We start from the raw sequence: 18,394 nt of genomic DNA, 5'->3' as shown, positions 1-18,394 counted from the left end.
CCGGATAGATGACGCCTTGCCATGCCCAAAGGACTGAAGCGCGCACTGAGCGCCCTGTTGATCGCCGTTTTTCTCTACAGCCTGATCGGCTTTCTGATTCTGCCAGGCATCGCCCTGCGAATCGCCAACCAGCAGCTCGCCCAGTACGCCAACGTACCGGCCAGCCTGCAGCGCGTACAGTTCAACCCCTTCAGCCTCGAACTCAGCCTGTGGGGGCTGCGCCTCGGTGCAAGCGAACAGGAGGATCTGCGTGTGCAACGCCTGTATGCCAACCTGCAGGCCGACAGCCTCTGGAGTGGCGCCCTGCACCTGGCCGAGGTGGAGCTGCAAGGCGCGCACACGGCGGTGCTGTTCGACAAGGAAGGCAAGCTCAACCTCGCTCAGTTGTTCCGCCTGCCGCCACGCGATGCACAGGAGCCACCCAGTGACAGCCAGCCCTTCCCGCTGCGCATCGACGATCTGCGCGTGCAGGAAAATGCCCTGCGCTTCCAGGATCTGCGCCCCAGCGAACCCGTGGAGTTCGCCTACGACGCCTTGAACCTGCACCTGCGCAACCTCAGCACCCTGGCCGGCGACGATGCCGAAATGACCCTGACCGCCAGCGGCCCCTACGGTGCACGTATCGACTGGCAGGGCCAGCTCAGCCTGACGCCTGCCATTACCTCCAGCGGTAGCCTGAAGATCAGCGACGGCCACCTGAACACCTTCTGGCCCTATGTCCGCGATGCCGTGCCGCTGGTACTGAAAGAAGGCCAGATCGACCTGGCCGGTGACTACCAACTGGATCTGAGCAGCGGCACCGAACTGCAACTGAGCGCTGTCAGCGCCCACTTGGCCCCCTTCGCCATCGACGACCCACAAGGCAAGCCGCTGGTGCGCCTGCAACGCCTGGATATCGCCGACAGCCGCCTGGATCTGGCCAAGCAGCAGGTGCTGATCGGCCAGGTGCGCAGCCAGGGCCTGGAGGCCTGGGCTGCGCGCGAAGCCGATGGCGAGCTGGACTGGCAGAAGCTGTTCGCCAGGCCACAGGGCAGCGAGGCCAAAGCGGGCGAGACGCCACAGGAGCCAGGCAAGCCCTGGCAAGTGCGCCTGGCCGATGTGCAACTGCGTGACTACAAGGCCCACCTCGCCGACCGCGCCCCGGAACAGGACGTGGCGGTGGATGTCGGCCCACTGAACCTCGACCTCGCGGATTTCGACAGCCTCGGCGACAAGCCCTTCACCTTGCGCCTGGATACCGGGGTGGGCAAACAGGGCAAGCTGCAGGCCAAGGGTGAAGTCCAGCTCCAGCCCACCACGGCCAGGCTCGAGGTGGCGACGCAAGACCTCGACCTACGCCTGGCCCAGGCCTACCTGAGCCCCTTCATCCGCCTGGAACTGCGCAGCGGCCTGCTCGGCAGCAACCTCGACGTCCAGCTCGACGGCACCAACCCCCTGGCCCTGAACGTGACGGGTGATGCCCGCATCGACCAGTTGCATACCCTCGACACCCTGCGCGAACGCGATCTGGTGCGCTGGAAGCAGGTGCGGGTCAACGGCATCGCCTATCAGCATGGCGAGAGCCTGGCCATAGACCGGATCGAGCTGGATCAGCCCTATGCGCGCTTCATGATCAATGAAGACCGCAGCACCAACCTCAGCGAACTGATCGTGCCGCAACCGGCCTCCTCGCAGGAGGATTCAGGCAAGGCGCTGGCCGTGCACATCGGCGGCATCGCCATCAATGGCGGCTCGGCCAACTTCGCCGACTTCAGCCTGACGCCGAACTTCGCCACTGCCATCCAGCAGCTCGATGGCCAGATCGGCACCCTCGACAACCAGCGTCCGCTGGCCGCCAGCGTCGATATCAGCGGCAAGGTCGACCGTTATGCGCCGGTCAGCATCAAAGGCAAACTCACCCCCTTCGACCCACTCAACAGCCTGGATATCGCCACGCGTTTCAGGAACGTCGAGCTGACCACCATCACCCCCTACTCCGGCAAGTTCGCCGGTTACCGCATCCGCAAGGGGCGCCTAAATCTCGACCTGCACTACCGCATCGAGAAAGGCCAACTGAATGCCGATAACAAGGTGCTGGTGGAGAACCTGCAATTGGGCGAGCGGGTCGACAGCCCCGATGCCGTCGACCTACCGGTGCGCCTGGCGGTCGCCCTACTCAAGGACACCCAGGGCCGTATTGCCATCGAGCTGCCGGTCAAGGGTAACCTCAATGACCCGCAGTTCAGCGTCATGCCGGTGGTCTGGCAGACCCTGCGCAACCTGGTGCTGCGCGCCGCTCAGGCCCCCTTCAAGTTCGTTGCCGGGCTGGTGGGCGGCAGTGGTGACATGGATCTGAGCACCGTCCCCTTCGCCGCCGGCTCCGCTGAATTGTCCGGCGACGCCCGTCAGGCACTCGATACCCTGGCCAAGGCCCTGCAGGAACGCCCGGCCCTGCGCCTGGAGGTGGAGGGCCAGAGCGCACAGCGCGCCGATGGCCCCTTGCTGGCCGAACAGCGCCTGCAGCGAGAATTCCGTACAACCTGGTACAAGGTGCTGCAGCGCCGTGGCGACAAAGTGCCGGCCAGCCCCGACGAGCTGACGGTAGACGAAGACGAACAGGCCGCCCTGCTCGAAGGCATCTATCGTTCGCGCCTCAAACAGCAGCCGCCGGCGGAATGGGCTGAGCTGGACGAAGAGCAGCGTCTGCAGAAGATGCGCCAGGCGGTGCTGGACTCCTGGGCGCAGAGCCAGTTGCTGCTACGCCAACTGGCCCAGCAACGTGCCGCCGTGATCAAGGACTACCTGGTGGAACAGGGCCATCTGAGCGATGAACGGGTCTACCTGATCGATGTCAACCTGGCAGAACCCCAAGCCGATGGTCGGGTGCTCACCGCCCTGCATCTAGACAGCCAATGATCATGCGCAGACCTTCCTTCCTGCCGTTCGCCACCCTGCTCCTGCTCGGCAGTGCCGCGCAGGCCGACACCCTGCGCTGCGGCAGCCAACTGGTCAGCCTGGGCGATCGGGCCTTCGAGGTGGAACGCAAGTGCGGCGCCCCGGCATACCGTGACCCCATCGGCTATACCCTGGGCCCCTACGACCGCCGAGAGTATCGGATCGAAGAGTGGGTCTATGGCCCGAGCAATGGCATGCTCAGCATCCTGCGCTTCGAGGGTAACCGTCTGGTCGAGATCGAACGCCGCCGCGAACGCTGACCCGGAGCCCTCATGCACGCCCTGAAATACCTGCCACTGTTGCTGTGCTTGCCCCTGCTGGCGCAGGCCTCTTCCACCTACCGTTGCGGCAGCGCCCTGGTCAGCAAGGAGGCGCCAGCCAGCGAGGTGCTGAATAAATGCGGCGAGCCGAGCAGCCGCGCCTTTCTCGGCTACAAGGAAGTGGTCGATGCCTATGGCTTTCGCAACGAGGTCAGCGTCGAGGAATGGATCTACGGGCCGAACAATGGCATGTACCACTTCCTGCGCTTCGAGGGCGGCCGCCTGAACGAGATACGCAGCAAGCGCGGCCAATGAGCCGGCCAACGAAAAGCCCCGCCGGGTGTGTCCCGACGGGGCTTTTCTGCAATCCGTGCGTGGCTGCGTGTCAGAGCTTGTCGCTGAAGTCACGCAGCTCCTGCTGGGCCTTTTCCTTGCTCCAGCTGCGGATTCCACGGTCATCTGGCCACCCATTCCATGAACATCTGACCACCGATTCCACGCTGATCCGGCCACCCATTCCACGCGCATCCGGCCACTGATTCCACGGCCATCCGGCCACTCAACCGGGCAGGCAGCTACGCAGGATTTCTTCACTACCATCGACCTCTTTTTCGAAGCAGAGAGGTCGTCGTGGAGCGTTTATCCATGCGTAAGATTCGCGAAGTACTACGTCTCAAGTTCGAGGTCGGACTATCAGCTCGCCAGATTGCGGTCAGCGTGCAGGTCGGTCGTGTCACCGTCGGCGACTACCTCAATCGTTTTGCCGCCAGTGGTCTCAGTTGGCCCTGTTCGTTGTCCGATGCCGAGTTGGAGCAGCAACTGTTCCCGCCGGCCCCGGCGGTTGCCAGCGAGAAGCGGCCTTTACCCGATTGGGCATGGGTGCATGCCGAACTGCGCCGCCCCGGGGTGACCCTGGCGCTGCTCTGGCAGGAGTACCGCCTGAGCCAGCCGCAGGGCTTTCAGTACAGCTGGTTCTGTGAGCATTACCGAGCCTGGCAGGGCAAGTTGGACGTGGTGATGCGTCAGGAGCACCGCGTCGGCGAGAAGCTGTTCGTCGACTATGCCGGCCAGACGGTGCCGGTTATCGATCGCCACAGCGGCGAGATCCGCCAGGCGCAGGTGTTCATCGCAGTGCTCGGCGCGTCCAGCTACACCTTCGCCGAAGCCACCTGGTCGCAGCAGCTGCCGGACTGGCTAGGCTCCCATGCCCGCTGCTTTGCCTTCCTCGGCGGCGTGCCGGAGATCGTGGTGCCGGACAACCTGCGCAGCGCGGTAAGCAAGGCCCATCGTTACGAGCCGGACATCAACCCCAGCTACCGCGACCTGGCCGAGCACTACGGAGTGGCGGTGGTGCCGGCGCGGGCACGCAAACCGCGCGACAAGGCCAAGGCCGAAGTCGGCGTGCAGGTGGTCGAGCGTTGGATCCTCGCGGCCCTGCGCAACCGTCAGTTCTTCTCCTTGGACGAACTCAACAGCGCCATCTCCGTGTTGCTGGAGCGGCTCAACCAACGCCCGTTCAAGAAGCTGCCGGGCTCGCGCCAGACGGCCTTCGACAGCCTGGATCGTCCGGCGCTGCGCCCCCTGCCGGTGCAACCCTACGTCTACGCCGAGTGGAAGAAGGCGCGGGTGCACATCGACTACCACGTCGAGGTCGATGGGCATTACTACTCGGTGCCGTATCAACTGGTGAAGAAGCAGTGGAGGTGCGCCTGACGGCGCGCACCGTCGAGTGTTTCCACGCCAACCAGCGAGTGGCCAGCCACCTGCGCTCAATGCACAAGGGCAGGCACAGCACGCAGGCCGAGCACATGCCCAAGAGCCATCGCGAGCATGCCGAGTGGACGCCGCAGCGGCTGATCCGCTGGGCCGAGCAGACCGGGCCGAACACCGCCGGCGTGATCCGGCACATCCTCGAACGGCGCATCCATCCGCAGCAGGGCTACCGGGCCTGCCTGGGCATCCTGCGCCTGGGCAAGACTCATGGCGAAGTGCGCTTGGAGCTGGCCTGCCGACGCGCCCTCAGCCTCGGCGCGTGCAGCTACAAGAGCCTCGAATCGATCCTGTGCCAGGGCCTGGAAAGCCTGCCGCTGGCTCAAGCCAACCTGCCGCTGCTGCCGGACGACCACGCCAACCTGCGCGGCCCCGGCTACTACCACTGAACCCAAGGAAACTCACCATGCTGCCCCATCCGACCCTGGACAAGCTGCAAACCCTGCGCCTGCACGGCATGCTCAAGGCGCTGAACGAACAACTGAAAACCCCGGACATCGACAGCCTGAGCTTCGAGGAACGCCTCGGCCTGCTGGTCGACCGCGAGCTGACTGAACGCGACGATAAGCGCCTGAGCAGCCGCCTGCGCCAGGCCCGGCTCAAGCACAACGCCTGCCTCGAAGACATCGACTACCGCAGCCCGCGCGGGCTGGATAAGGCGCTGATCCTGCAACTGAGCGGCGGCCAGTGGCTACGCGACGGCCTCAACCTGATCATCGGCGGCCCCACCGGCGTGGGCAAAACCTGGCTGGCCTGCGCCCTGGCCCACCAGGCCTGCCGGGACGGCTACAGCGTGCGCTACCTGCGTCTGCCGCGCCTACTGGAAGAGTTGGGCTTGGCCCATGGCGACGGGCGCTTCGCCAAGCTGATGAGCAGCTACGCCAAGACCGACCTGCTGATCCTCGACGACTGGGGCCTGGCGCCGTTCACCGCCGAACAGCGCCGCGACATGCTGGAGCTACTGGACGACCGCTACGGCCAGCGCTCGACCCTCGTGACCAGCCAAATGCCCGTGGACAACTGGCACGAACTGATCGGCGATCCAACCCTGGCCGATGCCATCCTCGACCGCCTGGTGCACAACGCTTATCGGATCAATCTGAAGGGTGAATCAATGCGCAAACGGACGCAGAAATTGACGACGCCAGCCAACCCAGACTAACAATGCCACCCCTGCGTCGCTGCGCTCCGACTGCCCGGCCGGATGGCCGTGGAACAGGTGGCCAGATGGCCCTGGAATGCCTGGCCAGATGAGAGCGGACTGGGTGGCCGGATGGCGTGGAATCCGCACTCCAGCCATAACGCTCCTGCAGCTTGCCGACCAGGTAGTCGCTGTGGCCCTCGGCCACGTTGACGTCGTCATCGGTCAGGTTGCCCCAACGCTCCTTGAGGCGACCGCTGAGTTGCTTCCACTTGCCTTTGATGATGTCACTGTTCATGTTCGGCCTCCGTCAGGGCCGGGCCATCGGGCCCGGCCGCCGTGCTGATTCAGTTGGCGGTTTTCAGGGCTTCTGCGGCAACGTCCTTGACCCCATCAACTTCCTTGGCCTTGGCAACCGCCAGATCGCGCTCGGCATCGGTGGCCACCACACCGGACAGGGAAACCACGCCCTGGTTGGTCTCCACCTTGATATCCAGGCCGCTGAGATCCTTGTCGGCGATGAAGATGGATTTGACCTTGCTGGTGATCCAGGTATCGGAGACAGCCTGCTCAGCCTTGTCCACGGTGTCGTTGGCCGCGAGCATGGTCGGCTGGGCGAAGGCCGCCGAGGCGAGCGTCAGGCTCAGCGCTGTCGCGGTCAGGGTAGCTACGGCAAAACGATTGATGGACTGTTTCATGGTTTGACTCCTGTACATTCCAGATGATCTGCAAACCATCTCCGGGTTGCAGGTTCACTCTGGATATCGCAATGCCTGTGCCAGGTTTTTGAAATTATTAAAATGCTTATAAATCAATAATTTGAAGTTTATCTTGAGATGGGTCGATCTTGCATTTCGCCGATATGCGTCCTTTCGCTCGGGCAGCCTGCACGATACCGAAATGCCATCTCCGCTCTCTTGGAGACGAAAAAGGTTCTTCGCGGTTTAGGGAATGCTTGGTTGATACCGGACTGGCAAGTTTGTGTGTGGGTTGTTGGCTTGTTGGTTGTTCGGGTGCTTGTTCCGGCTTGCCGCGTTTTTGCTGATGTTCTTGGTTTCGCCTTCCCGGGCGAGTCACTTTTGCAGGCAAAAGTAACCAAAACCTCCGCCCTTTCATCCGGCCCTCGCTGCGCGAGGGTTCGCTCACTCCATCGCCGCTCCAGAGGCCCGCCACGGTGGGCCATCCATGGCCCATCGTGGCTTTCGCGACATCCATGTCGCTCAACCTCTTCCACGACGATTCCGTTCGCCCTCCTGGGCGGGCTCTGCACGCGCCTGAACCCGCGGTAACCCAGAAGTAGCGTGGAGTGCTTGAACATGGGTCAGCCTTAGGGCTGACCAGGATGCCGGCTGGAAGCCGGCAAGCTATCCAGGCGAATGAAACTGCGCGAATGAAAGTTTTGGGTTAATTCGATGGCCACGTCATGGTTCCACTGTTACCAGAACACGCCGGGCATGCCCGGAATCGATGTACGTTCAGGCGCGCTAACTCCCCCTTCAGGAGGCCGAACGCAGGCACTGCGCAGGGGGCGAGCGGCATGGATGCCGCGAGAGGCTTGAAGGGCCATGGATGGCCCTTGCAAGCCGACCCCGGAGCGGTGCCGGAGTGAGGGGAGTCGAGCGCAGCATGACGGGGACGCCTAGTTCCGGATGGCGGGGGTGCGTTTCTTTTGCTTACTTTTCTTTGCGCAGTTCAAAGAAAAGTGAGTCGCCCGAGGGGGCGAAACAAGGAGTTTCCGAAGATACCCAAAGCGGCGTCCAGAATACCAACGCAAACCAACAAGATCACACAAACTTGCCAGTCCGGTATCAAAACTGACCTCCCCAGATCCCACGAACAACAACGAAAAAGCCCCGCTTTCGCGGGGCTCCTCGTATTGCAACGCAGGTCTATCAGACGCCAGAGGCTTCTGCCGCCGCCACGTCCTTGATCGACAGCTTGATACGGCCGCGGTTGTCCACGTCCAGTACCAGTACCTTCACTTCCTGACCTTCCTTCAGCACGTCGGTGACCTTCTCCACGCGCTGATCGCTCAGCATGGAGATGTGCACCAGGCCGTCCTTGCCCGGCAGGATGTTGACGAAGGCGCCGAAGTCGACGATGCGCTCGACCTTGCCGACGTAGATCTTGCCGATCTCGGCTTCCGCGGTGATCGCCAGCACGCGCTGCTTGGCAGCCTCGGCGGCGTCCTTGGTTTCGCCGAAGATCTTGATCGAACCGTCGTCTTCGATGTCGATGGAGGCCTTGGTCTCTTCGCAGATGGCGCGGATGGTGGCGCCACCCTTGCCGATGACGTCGCGGATCTTGTCCTGGTCGATCTTCATCGCCAGCATGGTCGGGGCATTGGCCGACAGCTCGGTGCGCGACTGGCTGATCACCTGGTTCATCTGGCCGAGGATGTTCAGGCGCGCTTCCAGCGCCTGTTCCAGCGCCTGCTCCATGATCTCTTCGGTGATGCCCTGGATCTTGATGTCCATCTGCAGCGCGGTAACACCCTTGGCGGTACCGGCTACTTTGAAGTCCATGTCACCCAGATGGTCCTCGTCACCGAGGATATCGGTCAGCACGGCGAACTTCTCGCCTTCCAGCACCAGGCCCATGGCGATACCGGCAACCGGCGCCTTCATCGGCACACCGGCATCCATCAGCGCCAGGGAAGCGCCGCAGACCGAAGCCATGGAGGACGAACCGTTGGATTCGGTGATTTCCGATACCACGCGGATGGTGTACGGGAAGTCGTCGCCCTTCGGCAGCATGGCGGCAACGCCACGACGGGCCAGACGGCCGTGACCGATTTCGCGGCGGCCGGCACCGCCCATGCGGCCACACTCACCGACCGAGAACGGCGGGAAGTTGTAGTGCAGCATGAAGGCATCGCGCTTCTCGCCTTCCAGGGTGTCGAGTAGCTGGGCATCGCGGGCGGTGCCGAGGGTGGCAACGACCAGCGCCTGGGTTTCGCCACGGGTGAACAGGGCCGAGCCGTGGGTCTTGTCCAGTACGCCGACTTCGATCTGCAGCGGACGCACGGTGCGGGTGTCGCGACCGTCGATACGCGGCTTGCCGTCGACGATGTTCTGGCGAACGGTGCGGTACTCGATCTCGCCGAAAGCGGCTTTGACCTCGTCGGCAGAGAACTTGCCTTCGCCTTCGCCGGCCAGGGCCGCGACGACCTCATCACGCAGCTCGCCCAGACGGTTGTAGCGATCCTGCTTGATGGTGATGGTGTAGGCCTGGCTGATGGCCGCGCCGAACTGGTTGCGGATGGCGTCCAGCAGCGGGGTGTTAGCGGCAGGGGCCTGCCAGTTCCAGGTCGGCTTGCCGGCTTCGGCAGCGAATTCCTTGACGGCCTGGATCACGGCCTGGAATTCCTGGTGGGCGAACAGCACGGCGCCCAGCATTTGGTCTTCGGTCAGCTCGTCAGCTTCCGATTCCACCATCAATACGGCGGTTTCGGTACCAGCCACCACCATGTCCAGGCTGGAGGCCTGCAGTTGCTCGTAGTTGGGGTTCAGCAGGTAGCCGGTATCCGGGTGGAAGGCTACGCGCGCGGCACCGATCGGGCCGTTGAACGGGATGCCGGAAACGGCCAGGGCAGCGGAGGTGCCGATCATCGCAGCGATGTCCGGATCGGTCTTCTTGCTGGTGGAAACGACGGTGCAGACGACCTGCACTTCGTTCATGAAGCCTTCGGGGAACAGCGGGCGGATCGGACGGTCGATCAGGCGCGAGGTCAGGGTTTCCTTCTCGCTGGGGCGGCCTTCACGTTTGAAGAAGCCACCCGGGATCTTGCCGGCAGCGTAGGTCTTTTCCTGGTAGTGCACGGACAGCGGGAAGAAGCCCTTGCTCGGATCGGCGCTCTTGGCACCGACCACGGTGACCAGCACGGTGACGTCGTTGTCGACGGTCACCAGCACGGCGCCGCTGGCTTGACGGGCGATGCGGCCAGTCTCGAGGGTCACGGTCGACTGACCGAACTTGAATTGCTTGATTACCGGGTTCACGGTGTTTTCCTTCTCTTTGTTGCCTTGGGGGAAATTGGAAAGAAGCGCGGGAGTCGGACCCGATGCATCCCTCGAAAAGCCAAAAGCTGGAAGCCCAGCGCCCCGAGCTGAGGATCACTCCCCACTCGCGACGCCGAACTCCCAGCTTCCAACTTGTGCAGCTCGCGTCTGTTAACGACGCAGGCCCAGGCGACCGATCAGGGCGCTGTAACGAGAGGTGTCCTTACCCTTGAGGTAGTCCAGCAGCTTACGGCGCTGGTTTACCATGCGGATCAGACCGCGACGGCTGTGGTGATCCTTGCCGTTGGCCTTGAAGTGATCCTGCAGCTTGTTGATGTTGGCGGTCAGCAGGGCAACCTGCACTTCCGGGCTACCGGTATCGCCTTCAGCTTGCTTGTACTCGTTTACGATCTGGGCTTTTTCTTCAACGCTGAGTGCCATGTTGGCTTCCTCTCATCTGGAGACTGCCGAAGCAGTCTCAATAGGCCGGGAATCGCTTCCCGTGTTTTAAAAAGAGGCATGACCGTGCCTACTGACAGCCACCCTCGTTACACCTGACGAACTTTTCGTCATCAGGCGTTCAGCCATTTCGGCTGAACTCTTCGGCGCTCACGCGCCAGTATTGATCAAGCGACGCGGCGCGATACGCCCATCGTCACTCACTTCACCGATACCGATGAAGCGACCATTGTGATCCTGCACCCGCAGCATGCCGAACTTCGGCGCCTCCGGCGCACGCACCGGCTGCCCTTGCAGCCAGTAGAACGCGCTGTGCTCGGAGAGCTGCAGCAGCGGCCAATCCTGCAAACCGGCGTCGACCGGCTGCAGGAAGCGATCCAGTGCCGCACTGCCGCCTTCGGCATGTACCGCTTCCAGTTCTTCCAGGGTCACGGTACGTGCCAGGTCGAACGGGCCGGCCTTGGTGCGGCGCAACTGCGCCACGTGGGCGCCACAACCGAGCAACTGGCCGAGATCTTCGACCAGGGTGCGAATGTAGGTGCCTTTGCTGCAGTCCACCGACAGACGCGCCTGCTCGCCGTCGAGAGCCAGCAATTCCAGGCGCGCAATAGTAACAGAACGCGCTTCGCGCTCCACTACTTCCCCTGCACGGGCCAGTTTGTAGAGAGGCTGGCCATCCTTCTTCAAGGCCGAGTACATCGGTGGTATCTGCTTGATTTCCCCACGAAAACGCGGCAACAGCGCTTCGATTTCGCTGCGACCAACGGTCACCGGGCGACGCTCGAGCACATCACCCTCGGCATCGCCGGTGGTGGTGGTCACGCCAAGCTGGGCGACGGTCTCGTAGCCCTTGTCGGCATCGAGCAGGTACTGGGAGAACTTGGTCGCCTCACCGAAGCACAGCGGCAGCACGCCGGTGGCCAACGGGTCGAGGCTGCCGGTGTGCCCGGCCTTCTCGGCGTTGAGCAGCCAGCGCACCTTCTGCAGCGCCGCGTTGGAGGTAAAGCCGAGGGGTTTGTCGAGCAGGATGATGCCATCGACCTTGCGACGAATACGTTTGACCTGCGCCACGCTCAGTCCTCACCGCCATCCTGGTGCTTGCGATCTTCCGCTACCGCGCGCTCGATCAGCGCCGACAGCTCGGCGCCACGGCGAATGCTGGCGTCGTACTGGAAGTGCAATTGCGGGATGGTACGCACCTTCATCGATTTGCCCAGCAGCATGCGCAGGTAGCCGGCCGCCTCGGAAAGAATCTCCAGGTTGAGCTTGATCTGCTCGGCATCGTCGTCCTTGCCCATGACGGTGATGAACACCTTGGCATGGGACAGGTCGCGGCTGACGTCCACTGCGGTGATGGTCACCAGACCCAGGCGCGGATCCTTGATCTCGCGCTGGATCAGCGTCGCCAGTTCGCGTTGCATCTGATCGCCGATACGCTGGGTACGGCTGTAATCTTTGGCCATAAAAGCTGCCTCAAGCTTCAAGCTCTAAGCTTCAAGCTAAAAAATACCAAAAAGCCAAACGGCAAGCTCAACAGGTGGGCCAGGCCACCTCTTGAAGCTTGCCGCTTGAGGCTTGCAGTTGTGTTTACAGGCTGCGCGCCACCTGGACCTTCTCGAACACTTCGATCTTGTCGCCGACCTTGACGTCGTTGTAGCTCTTCACGGCGATACCGCACTCCATGCCGTTACGCACTTCGGCGACGTCGTCCTTGAAGCGACGCAGCGATTCCAGCTCGCCCTCGAAGATCACCACGTCCTCGCGCAGTACGCGGATCGGACGGTTGCGGTAAACGGTACCCTCGATGACCATGCAGCCAGCGACGGCGCCGAACTTCGGCGAACGGAACACGTCACGCACTTCGGCGGTGCCCAGGATGTTCTCGCGAACGTCGCTGCCGAGCATGCCGGTGAGCGCCTTCTTGACGTCTTCGATGATGTCGTAGATGACATTGTAGTAGCGCATGTCGAGGCCTTCGGACTCGACGATCTTGCGCGCACCGGCGTCAGCACGGACGTTGAAGCCGAACAGCACGGCATTGGAAGCCAGCGCCAGGTTGGCATCGGACTCGGTGATACCACCGACGCCGCCACCGACCACGCGCACCTGCACTTCGTCGTTGCCGAGGGTGCTGAGCGAGCCCTGCAGGGCTTCCAAAGAACCACGCACGTCGGCCTTGAGCACGATGTTGAGGGTTTTCTTCTCTTCCTGGCCCATGTTCTCGAAGATGTTTTCCAGCTTGCCGGCGTGGGCGCGGGCCAACTTGACTTCGCGGAACTTGCCCTGACGGAACAGTGCGACCTCGCGGGCCTTCTTCTCGTCGGCCACCACCATCATCTCGTCACCGGCATCCGGCGTGCCATCGAGGCCGAGGATCTCGACCGGAATGGACGGGCCGGCTTCCTTGATCGACTTGCCGTTCTCGTCGAGCATGGCGCGCACGCGGCCATAGTTGACGCCGACCAGCACCATGTCACCCTGACGCAGCGTACCGTCCTGCACCAGCACGGTGGCCACCGGGCCACGGCCCTTGTCCAGACGCGATTCGACCACCACGCCACGGCCAGGCGCCGACGGCATGGCCGTGAGTTCCAGCACCTCGGCCTGCAGCAGCACAGCCTCGAGCAGTTCGTCGATACCGGTACCAGCCTTGGCGGAAACCGGTACGAAGGGTGCGTCGCCGCCCCACTCTTCCGGAATCACGTCCAGCGCGGCCAGGCCGTTCTTGATGTTGTCCGGGTTGGCTTCCGGCTTGTCCATCTTGTTCACCGCGACCACGATGGGTACGCCAGCCGCTTTCGCGTGCTGCACGGCTTCCTGGGTCTGCGGCATCACGCCGTCGTCAGCAGCGACGACGAGGATGACGATGTCGGTGGCCTTGGCACCACGGGCACGCATCTGGGTGAACGCCGCGTGACCGGGGGTATCGAGGAAGGTGATCATGCCGCGATCGGTTTCCACGTGGTAGGCACCGATGTGCTGGGTGATACCACCGGCCTCGCCGGATGCCACCTTGGCACGACGGATGTAGTCAAGCAGGGAAGTCTTGCCGTGGTCGACGTGACCCATCACGGTCACCACCGGCGCACGGTGAATGGCTTCACCCTCGTACTTCAGGGATTCGGCCAGTTGCTCTTCCAAGGCGTTGTCGCTGACCAGCTTGACCTTGTGGCCGAACTCTTCGGCGACCAGTTGCGCGGTTTCCTGATCCAGCACCTGGTTGATGGTCACCGGAGTGCCCATCTTGAACATGAACTTGACGATTTCCGCACCCTTGATGGCCATTTGCTGGGCTAGATCGGAAACGGTGATGGTCTCGCCAATGGACACGTCGCGCACGATCGGGCCAGTCGGGCTCTGGAAACCGTGCTGGTTGCGCTTCTTCATCTTGGCCTTGCCACGACCGCCACGACGGAAGCCATCGCTCTCTTCGTCGACGCTACGCGGCGCAACGCGAGGTGCCGGCGCCTTTTCCTTGAGGGTCGGGCGATGCTGGGCGTGCTTGCGCTCGCGACGCTCGTCCTCGTCGCTGCGCGCCTTCTCGGGGCGACGCACTTCTTCTTTCTTGCGCTCGACCTCGATCACCGGAGCGGCGACGGTCGCCACCGGTTCGCTGGCCACTGCCGGGGTGGCAGCCGGCGCCGCCGGGGTAGCGACCGCAGCTTCGGCCGCCTGACGCTTGGCCTCTTCTTCGGCCTTGCGCTTGGCTTCTTCCTCGGCCTTCAGGCGCGCGGCCTCGGCCTCGGCACGCTGGGCCTCCAGCTCGCGCTGCTTCTCGGCTTCCAGCTCTTCCGGGCTGCGCTTGACGAAGGTCTTCTTCTTGCGCACTTCCACGCTGATGGTCTTGCTGCCAGCCACGCGCAGGGTGCTGGTGGTCTTGCGCTGCAAGGTGATCTTGCGCGGCTCTTCGACCTTCTTGTCGCCGTGACTGCTCTTGAGATGGGCAAGCAAGGCTTGCTTCTCACTATCGGTTACCACTTGTTCGGCACTGCTGTGGGACAGGCCAGCCTCACGCATCTGCTGCAGCAGGCGTTCGACCGGGGTGTCGACCACTTTGGCCAGTTCTTTCACCGTGACTTGCGTCATGCATCTTTCTCCTCAGGCCGCAACCGCTTACTCGAACCAATGGGCTCGGGCGGCCATGATCAGCTTGCCGGCACGCTCTTCGTCGATGCCGTCGATGTCGAGCAAGTCGTCAATCGACTGCTCGGCCAGGTCTTCACGGGTAATCACGCCGCGCAGCGCCAGCTCCAGAGCCAGCGCCTTGTCCATACCCTCGACTTCCAGCAGGTCATCCGCTGGATGGGCATCGGCCAACTTCTCCTCGTTGGCGATCGCCTTGGTCAGCAGACGATCCTTGGCTCGCGCGCGCAGCTCGTTGACGATCTCCTCGTCGAAGCCATCGATGCTGAGCATTTCTTCCATGGGTACGTAGGCAATCTCTTCGAGACTGGTGAAACCCTCTTCGACCAGGACTTGGGCCAGTTCTTCGTCGACCTCCAGCTCGTCGATGAAGGACTGCATGATGTCGCCGGTTTCAGCCTGTTGCTTGGCCTGGATGTCGGCTTCGGTCATGACGTTCAGCGTCCAGCCAGTCAACTGACTGGCCAGGCGCACGTTCTGGCCACCACGGCCGATGGCCTGAGCCAGGTTGTCCGCCGCCACGGCGATATCCATGGCGTGGGCGTCTTCGTCGACGATGATCGCTGCCACTTCGGCCGGCGACATGGCGTTGATGACGAACTGCGCAGGGTTGTCGTCCCACAGCACGATGTCTACGCGTTCACCGCCCAGCTCGCCGGACACGGCCTGTACGCGCGAACCGCGCATGCCGATGCAGGCACCCTGCGGGTCGATACGCTTGTCCTTGGAGCGCACGGCGATCTTGGCGCGCGAGCCCGGATCGCGGGAGGCGCCCTTGACCTCGATCAGGCCTTCGGCGATTTCCGGCACTTCGATGCGGAACAGCTCGATCAGCATTTCCGGTGCGGTACGCGACAGGATCAGTTGCGGGCCACGGTTCTCGGTGCGGATTTCCTTGAGCAGGGCACGCAGACGCACACCGACGCGGAAAGTCTCGCGCGGAATGATGTCCTCACGGGCCAGCAGCGCTTCGGCGTTGTTGCCCAGATCGACGATGACGCTGTCGCGGGTGACCTTCTTCACGGTACCGGAGATGATCTCGCCCAGGCGCTCGCGATAGGCGTCGACCACCTGTGCACGCTCGGCTTCACGCACCTTCTGCACGATGACCTGCTTGGCGGTTTGCGCGGCGATACGGCCGAACTCGATGGACTCGATCTTCTCTTCGAGCACGTCACCGATCTTGGCGTTGGCCTCGACGGCCTGCGGCATGTCGTCGGTCAGTTGGTAGGCCGGATCCTCGAACTCCGATTCGTCGACCACGGTCCAGCGACGGAAGGTTTCGTAGCTACCATTCTGACGATTGATCGACACGCGCAGGTCGACCTCGTCCTCGAAACGCTTCTTGGTAGCGGTCGCCAGAGCCAGCTCCAGCGCCTCGAAAATCACGCCGGCCGGTACACCTTTTTCGTTGGATACCGACTCAACAACTAGCAGTACTTCTTTGCTCATCGTACGCCTCGCCTTTCGCAATCCATTGGATCCACGCAACCCGCACCACTTTCACGCCATTGGCGCTACGTTCGTGCGATGTCGCGCTGTGTTCGCGCAATCTGCATTACCCCCTGCTCGCCCCGCGTTCCTGTGCAGAATACCTGCAGGCCAAGGGCTGGTAGGGCAACGCGGGATGCGCGTCTCAATCAAATCGGGGGATGATATTGGCCTTGTCGATCAGATCGATCGGCAACAGGTACTCGTGGTCATCCACCTGTACCACCACGTCCTGCTCCTCCACACCACGGAGAAGGCCCTGAAAGTTGCGGCGCCCCTCGAAGGGCGAACGCAGCTTGATCTTTGCCTGCTCACCGACGTGCGCCGCGAACTGTTCCAGGGTGAACAGTGGACGATCCATGCCGGGAGAGGAAACTTCCAGGGTGTACTCCGAGGTAATCGGATCCTCGACATCCAGTACACCACTGAGCTGACGGCTGACGATCTCGCAATCGTCGATGAGAATGCCATCGGCCTTGTCGATATAGACACGCAGCAGCGAATGACGCCCCTGCGACAGGAACTCGATGCCCCAGCATTGATAGCCAAGCGCTTCGACTACCGGGGCCAACAAGGCCTGCAACTGTTCTAGCTTGCTCGACACTTAACGGCCCTCGTGCATGCTGTGCAAATAAAAAATGGGCGAAACGCCCATCCCTTCAACCCACCGGAAATACCTGCGGGCATTGTCTTTCAGCTAACAAAAAGCCCCTGAAAAGGGGCCTGCTGAAACTGGTTGCGGGGGCAGGATTTGAACCTACGACCTTCGGGTTATGAGCCCGACGAGCTACCAGACTGCTCCACCCCGCGTCAAAGCCGGGCCGGAATTATACGGCCACCCCCTGGCGAGGGTCAACCAAACACTCCAGCAACAAGAAAGCCCGCGAACTGCGGGCTTTCTTGAGTATGGTACCGAGGAGGGGACTCGAACCCCTACAGCCTATGGCCACTACCACCTCAAGGTAGCGTGTCTACCAATTCCACCACCTCGGCAAAACGGTTACTGCTTTGGAGCCTCCGGCACGTCCGACGCATCGGATGCAGGTGCCTTCTGCTCTTCGAGCACCGGCACATCTTCTGCTGCCGGTTTTTGCTGGACTTCCAGAACCGCTGGATCTGGCAGACCAACCTGTGTCAGTGCTTCAGCTTTTTCTTTAGCAAAGAACGCTAAACCCAAGCTGGTAATGAAAAAAGCTGCGGCGAGTATACCAGTAAACTTACTCAGAAAGGTAGAGGAACCTTGGCTTCCGAATACAGTTGCCGAAGCACCAGCACCGAAAGAAGCACCCGCATCAGCACCCTTGCCCTGCTGCAACAGCACCAGCGCCACAATACCGATCGCACCCATCAGGTGCAGAACCACTACGACTGTTTCCAGCATTCTTCAGTTTCCTGCAGCGCGACAGATCGCGCCGAATTCATCCGCATTCAGAGAGGCTCCACCCACAAGCCCCCCATCGATATCCTGCATGCCAAACAACTCGGCTGCACTGGCGGCCTTGACGCTGCCGCCATAAAGAATTCTCAGCCCGCTCGCCACACCGGCATCCAATTGCGCAACCTGCGCGCGGATGGCAGCGTGCACTTCCTGAGCCTGCTCGGGCGTAGCGGTCAAGCCGGTGCCAATGGCCCAGACAGGCTCATAGGCCACGACGGCATTTCCAAGCGAGCCGACACCCAGGGCGTCGATCACCGCCGCCAACTGGCCACCCACCACGCTCAGCGTCGTATTCGACTCACGCTGCTCGCGGGTTTCACCGAGACAGAGCACAGGGATCAATCCCGCTGCCTGCACCGCGGCGAACTTGCGCACGACCACATCGTCACTTTCACCCAGGATCAGGCGACGCTCGGAATGACCCACCAGCACAAACTCACAACCGGCGTCAGCCAGTTGCGAGGTCGCCAGCTCACCAGTCAGCGCACCCTGCTCGACTTGCGCCGCGCAGTCCTGCACCCCGACCTTCACCCCCTTGCCTGCCAGCGCCTCGATGACCTGGGCAACATGCAGACTGGAGGGAAATACCGCGACGTCGACATCAACAGGCAATACCTGCTGACGTAGCCCTTCGATCAGCTCTGCGACGCTGGCGCGGGTACCGTGCATTTTCCAGTTACCAGCAACCAGGGGGCGACGCATGCTTTACCTCGTCGATCAAAGAGGGCGCAGATGTTACCCAAGAGCCCAGCGCGTA

At 62.4% G+C, this 18,394-nt stretch carries 15 protein-coding genes, 2 tRNA genes and 2 pseudogenes; 5 read left to right on the top strand and 14 right to left on the bottom strand.

The genetic code is table 11. The features are described from left to right. Positions 1 to 21: 21 nt before the first annotated feature. The 5 genes and pseudogenes from PVE35_RS04625 to istB all read left to right on the top strand — a co-directional run bounded on the left by PVE35_RS04625 (position 22) and on the right by istB (position 6,126). Positions 22 to 2,895 (top strand): DUF748 domain-containing protein, encoded by a 2,874-nt coding sequence (locus PVE35_RS04625; protein WP_277373939.1) that lies wholly within the window; start codon positions 22 to 24, stop codon positions 2,893 to 2,895. Beyond that, positions 2,892 to 3,194, top strand: a complete 303-nt coding sequence (locus PVE35_RS04620; protein ID WP_268181631.1) for a DUF2845 domain-containing protein — start codon at positions 2,892 to 2,894, stop codon at positions 3,192 to 3,194. The genes PVE35_RS04625 and PVE35_RS04620 overlap by 4 nt, the downstream gene beginning before the upstream one ends. A gap of 12 nt (positions 3,195 to 3,206) precedes the next feature. Continuing rightward, entirely contained in the window at positions 3,207 to 3,509 is a 303-nt protein-coding gene (locus tag PVE35_RS04615) for a DUF2845 domain-containing protein (protein ID WP_277373938.1), read from the top strand. 330 nt (positions 3,510 to 3,839) lie between these two features. Beyond that, positions 3,840 to 5,353, top strand: a pseudogene (gene istA / locus PVE35_RS04610) (IS21-like element IS1491 family transposase). A 17-nt stretch (positions 5,354 to 5,370) separates the two neighbouring features. Next, the gene (gene istB, locus PVE35_RS04605) at positions 5,371 to 6,126 is read left to right on the top strand and encodes an IS21-like element ISPpu7 family helper ATPase IstB (RefSeq protein ID WP_230927319.1); all 756 of its coding nucleotides are present in this window, start codon (positions 5,371 to 5,373) and stop codon (positions 6,124 to 6,126) included. 127 nt (positions 6,127 to 6,253) lie between these two features. Here istB and PVE35_RS04600 read toward each other — a convergent pair. The 14 genes and pseudogenes from PVE35_RS04600 to tpiA all read right to left on the bottom strand — a co-directional run. Next, a pseudogene (locus tag PVE35_RS04600) lies at positions 6,254 to 6,403 on the bottom strand (CsbD family protein); the annotation flags it as partial. A gap of 49 nt (positions 6,404 to 6,452) precedes the next feature. Then, entirely contained in the window at positions 6,453 to 6,803 is a 351-nt protein-coding gene (locus tag PVE35_RS04595) for a BON domain-containing protein (protein WP_268181626.1), read from the bottom strand. A gap of 106 nt (positions 6,804 to 6,909) precedes the next feature. Next, positions 6,910 to 7,320: a hypothetical protein gene (locus tag PVE35_RS04590; RefSeq protein WP_277373937.1), complete on the bottom strand. Its 411-nt coding sequence runs from the start codon at positions 7,318 to 7,320 to the stop codon at positions 6,910 to 6,912. Between the two features lie 677 nt (positions 7,321 to 7,997). After that, positions 7,998 to 10,106, bottom strand: coding sequence for a polyribonucleotide nucleotidyltransferase (pnp, locus tag PVE35_RS04585; RefSeq protein WP_277373936.1), 2,109 nt, complete (start codon positions 10,104 to 10,106; stop codon positions 7,998 to 8,000). Positions 10,107 to 10,277: 171 nt separating this feature from the next. Then, entirely contained in the window at positions 10,278 to 10,547 is a 270-nt protein-coding gene (rpsO, locus tag PVE35_RS04580) for a 30S ribosomal protein S15 (protein WP_187670332.1), read from the bottom strand. 168 nt (positions 10,548 to 10,715) lie between these two features. After that, on the bottom strand, positions 10,716 to 11,636 hold the full coding sequence (gene truB, locus PVE35_RS04575; protein ID WP_268181620.1) for a tRNA pseudouridine(55) synthase TruB: 921 nt from the start codon (positions 11,634 to 11,636) through the stop codon (positions 10,716 to 10,718). Positions 11,637 to 11,638: 2 nt separating this feature from the next. After that, positions 11,639 to 12,028: a 30S ribosome-binding factor RbfA gene (gene rbfA, locus PVE35_RS04570; RefSeq protein ID WP_268181617.1), complete on the bottom strand. Its 390-nt coding sequence runs from the start codon at positions 12,026 to 12,028 to the stop codon at positions 11,639 to 11,641. 124 nt (positions 12,029 to 12,152) lie between these two features. Further along, a complete protein-coding gene (infB, locus tag PVE35_RS04565) occupies positions 12,153 to 14,651 on the bottom strand; it encodes a translation initiation factor IF-2 (RefSeq protein WP_268181615.1) in 2,499 nt (832 codons plus the stop codon). 27 nt (positions 14,652 to 14,678) lie between these two features. Continuing rightward, positions 14,679 to 16,160 carry a transcription termination factor NusA gene (nusA, locus tag PVE35_RS04560; protein WP_268181613.1) on the bottom strand — a complete coding sequence of 494 codons (1,482 nt, stop codon included), beginning with the start codon at positions 16,158 to 16,160 and terminating at the stop codon, positions 14,679 to 14,681. Positions 16,161 to 16,344: 184 nt separating this feature from the next. Then, positions 16,345 to 16,803 carry a ribosome maturation factor RimP gene (gene rimP, locus PVE35_RS04555; protein WP_268181611.1) on the bottom strand — a complete coding sequence of 153 codons (459 nt, stop codon included), beginning with the start codon at positions 16,801 to 16,803 and terminating at the stop codon, positions 16,345 to 16,347. 129 nt (positions 16,804 to 16,932) lie between these two features. Beyond that, a tRNA-Met gene (locus PVE35_RS04550) sits at positions 16,933 to 17,009 on the bottom strand. 97 nt (positions 17,010 to 17,106) lie between these two features. Further along, a tRNA-Leu gene (locus tag PVE35_RS04545) sits at positions 17,107 to 17,192 on the bottom strand. A 7-nt stretch (positions 17,193 to 17,199) separates the two neighbouring features. Continuing rightward, the gene (gene secG / locus PVE35_RS04540) at positions 17,200 to 17,580 is read right to left on the bottom strand and encodes a preprotein translocase subunit SecG (protein ID WP_268181609.1); all 381 of its coding nucleotides are present in this window, start codon (positions 17,578 to 17,580) and stop codon (positions 17,200 to 17,202) included. A 3-nt stretch (positions 17,581 to 17,583) separates the two neighbouring features. Beyond that, positions 17,584 to 18,339 carry a triose-phosphate isomerase gene (gene tpiA / locus PVE35_RS04535; protein ID WP_277373935.1) on the bottom strand — a complete coding sequence of 252 codons (756 nt, stop codon included), beginning with the start codon at positions 18,337 to 18,339 and terminating at the stop codon, positions 17,584 to 17,586. Positions 18,340 to 18,394 lie beyond the last annotated feature (55 nt).

Origin of the sequence: Pseudomonas sp. AA-38, from assembly GCF_029457475.1 — a bacterium.
Taxonomy (GTDB): Bacteria; Pseudomonadota; Gammaproteobacteria; order Pseudomonadales; family Pseudomonadaceae; genus Aquipseudomonas.
The sequence above is the reverse complement of the archived record's forward strand: the minus strand, read 5'-3'. Positions and strand labels throughout refer to the sequence as shown.

What these genes read in the sequence shown, in the direction of transcription:
- PVE35_RS04625 (WP_277373939.1), top strand. Translation starts at nt 22, where the DNA reads ATGCCCAAAGGACTGAAGCGCGCACTGAGCGCCCTGTTGATCGCCGTT.
- PVE35_RS04620 (WP_268181631.1), top strand. Translation starts at nt 2,892, where the DNA reads ATGATCATGCGCAGACCTTCCTTCCTGCCGTTCGCCACCCTGCTCCTG.
- PVE35_RS04615 (WP_277373938.1), top strand. Translation starts at nt 3,207, where the DNA reads ATGCACGCCCTGAAATACCTGCCACTGTTGCTGTGCTTGCCCCTGCTG.
- istB (WP_230927319.1), top strand. Translation starts at nt 5,371, where the DNA reads ATGCTGCCCCATCCGACCCTGGACAAGCTGCAAACCCTGCGCCTGCAC.
- PVE35_RS04595 (WP_268181626.1), bottom strand. Translation starts at nt 6,803, where the DNA reads ATGAAACAGTCCATCAATCGTTTTGCCGTAGCTACCCTGACCGCGACA.
- PVE35_RS04590 (WP_277373937.1), bottom strand. Translation starts at nt 7,320, where the DNA reads ATGGATGTCGCGAAAGCCACGATGGGCCATGGATGGCCCACCGTGGCG.
- rpsO (WP_187670332.1), bottom strand. Translation starts at nt 10,547, where the DNA reads ATGGCACTCAGCGTTGAAGAAAAAGCCCAGATCGTAAACGAGTACAAG.
- rbfA (WP_268181617.1), bottom strand. Translation starts at nt 12,028, where the DNA reads ATGGCCAAAGATTACAGCCGTACCCAGCGTATCGGCGATCAGATGCAA.
- infB (WP_268181615.1), bottom strand. Translation starts at nt 14,651, where the DNA reads ATGACGCAAGTCACGGTGAAAGAACTGGCCAAAGTGGTCGACACCCCG.
- nusA (WP_268181613.1), bottom strand. Translation starts at nt 16,160, where the DNA reads ATGAGCAAAGAAGTACTGCTAGTTGTTGAGTCGGTATCCAACGAAAAA.
- secG (WP_268181609.1), bottom strand. Translation starts at nt 17,580, where the DNA reads ATGCTGGAAACAGTCGTAGTGGTTCTGCACCTGATGGGTGCGATCGGT.
- tpiA (WP_277373935.1), bottom strand. Translation starts at nt 18,339, where the DNA reads ATGCGTCGCCCCCTGGTTGCTGGTAACTGGAAAATGCACGGTACCCGC.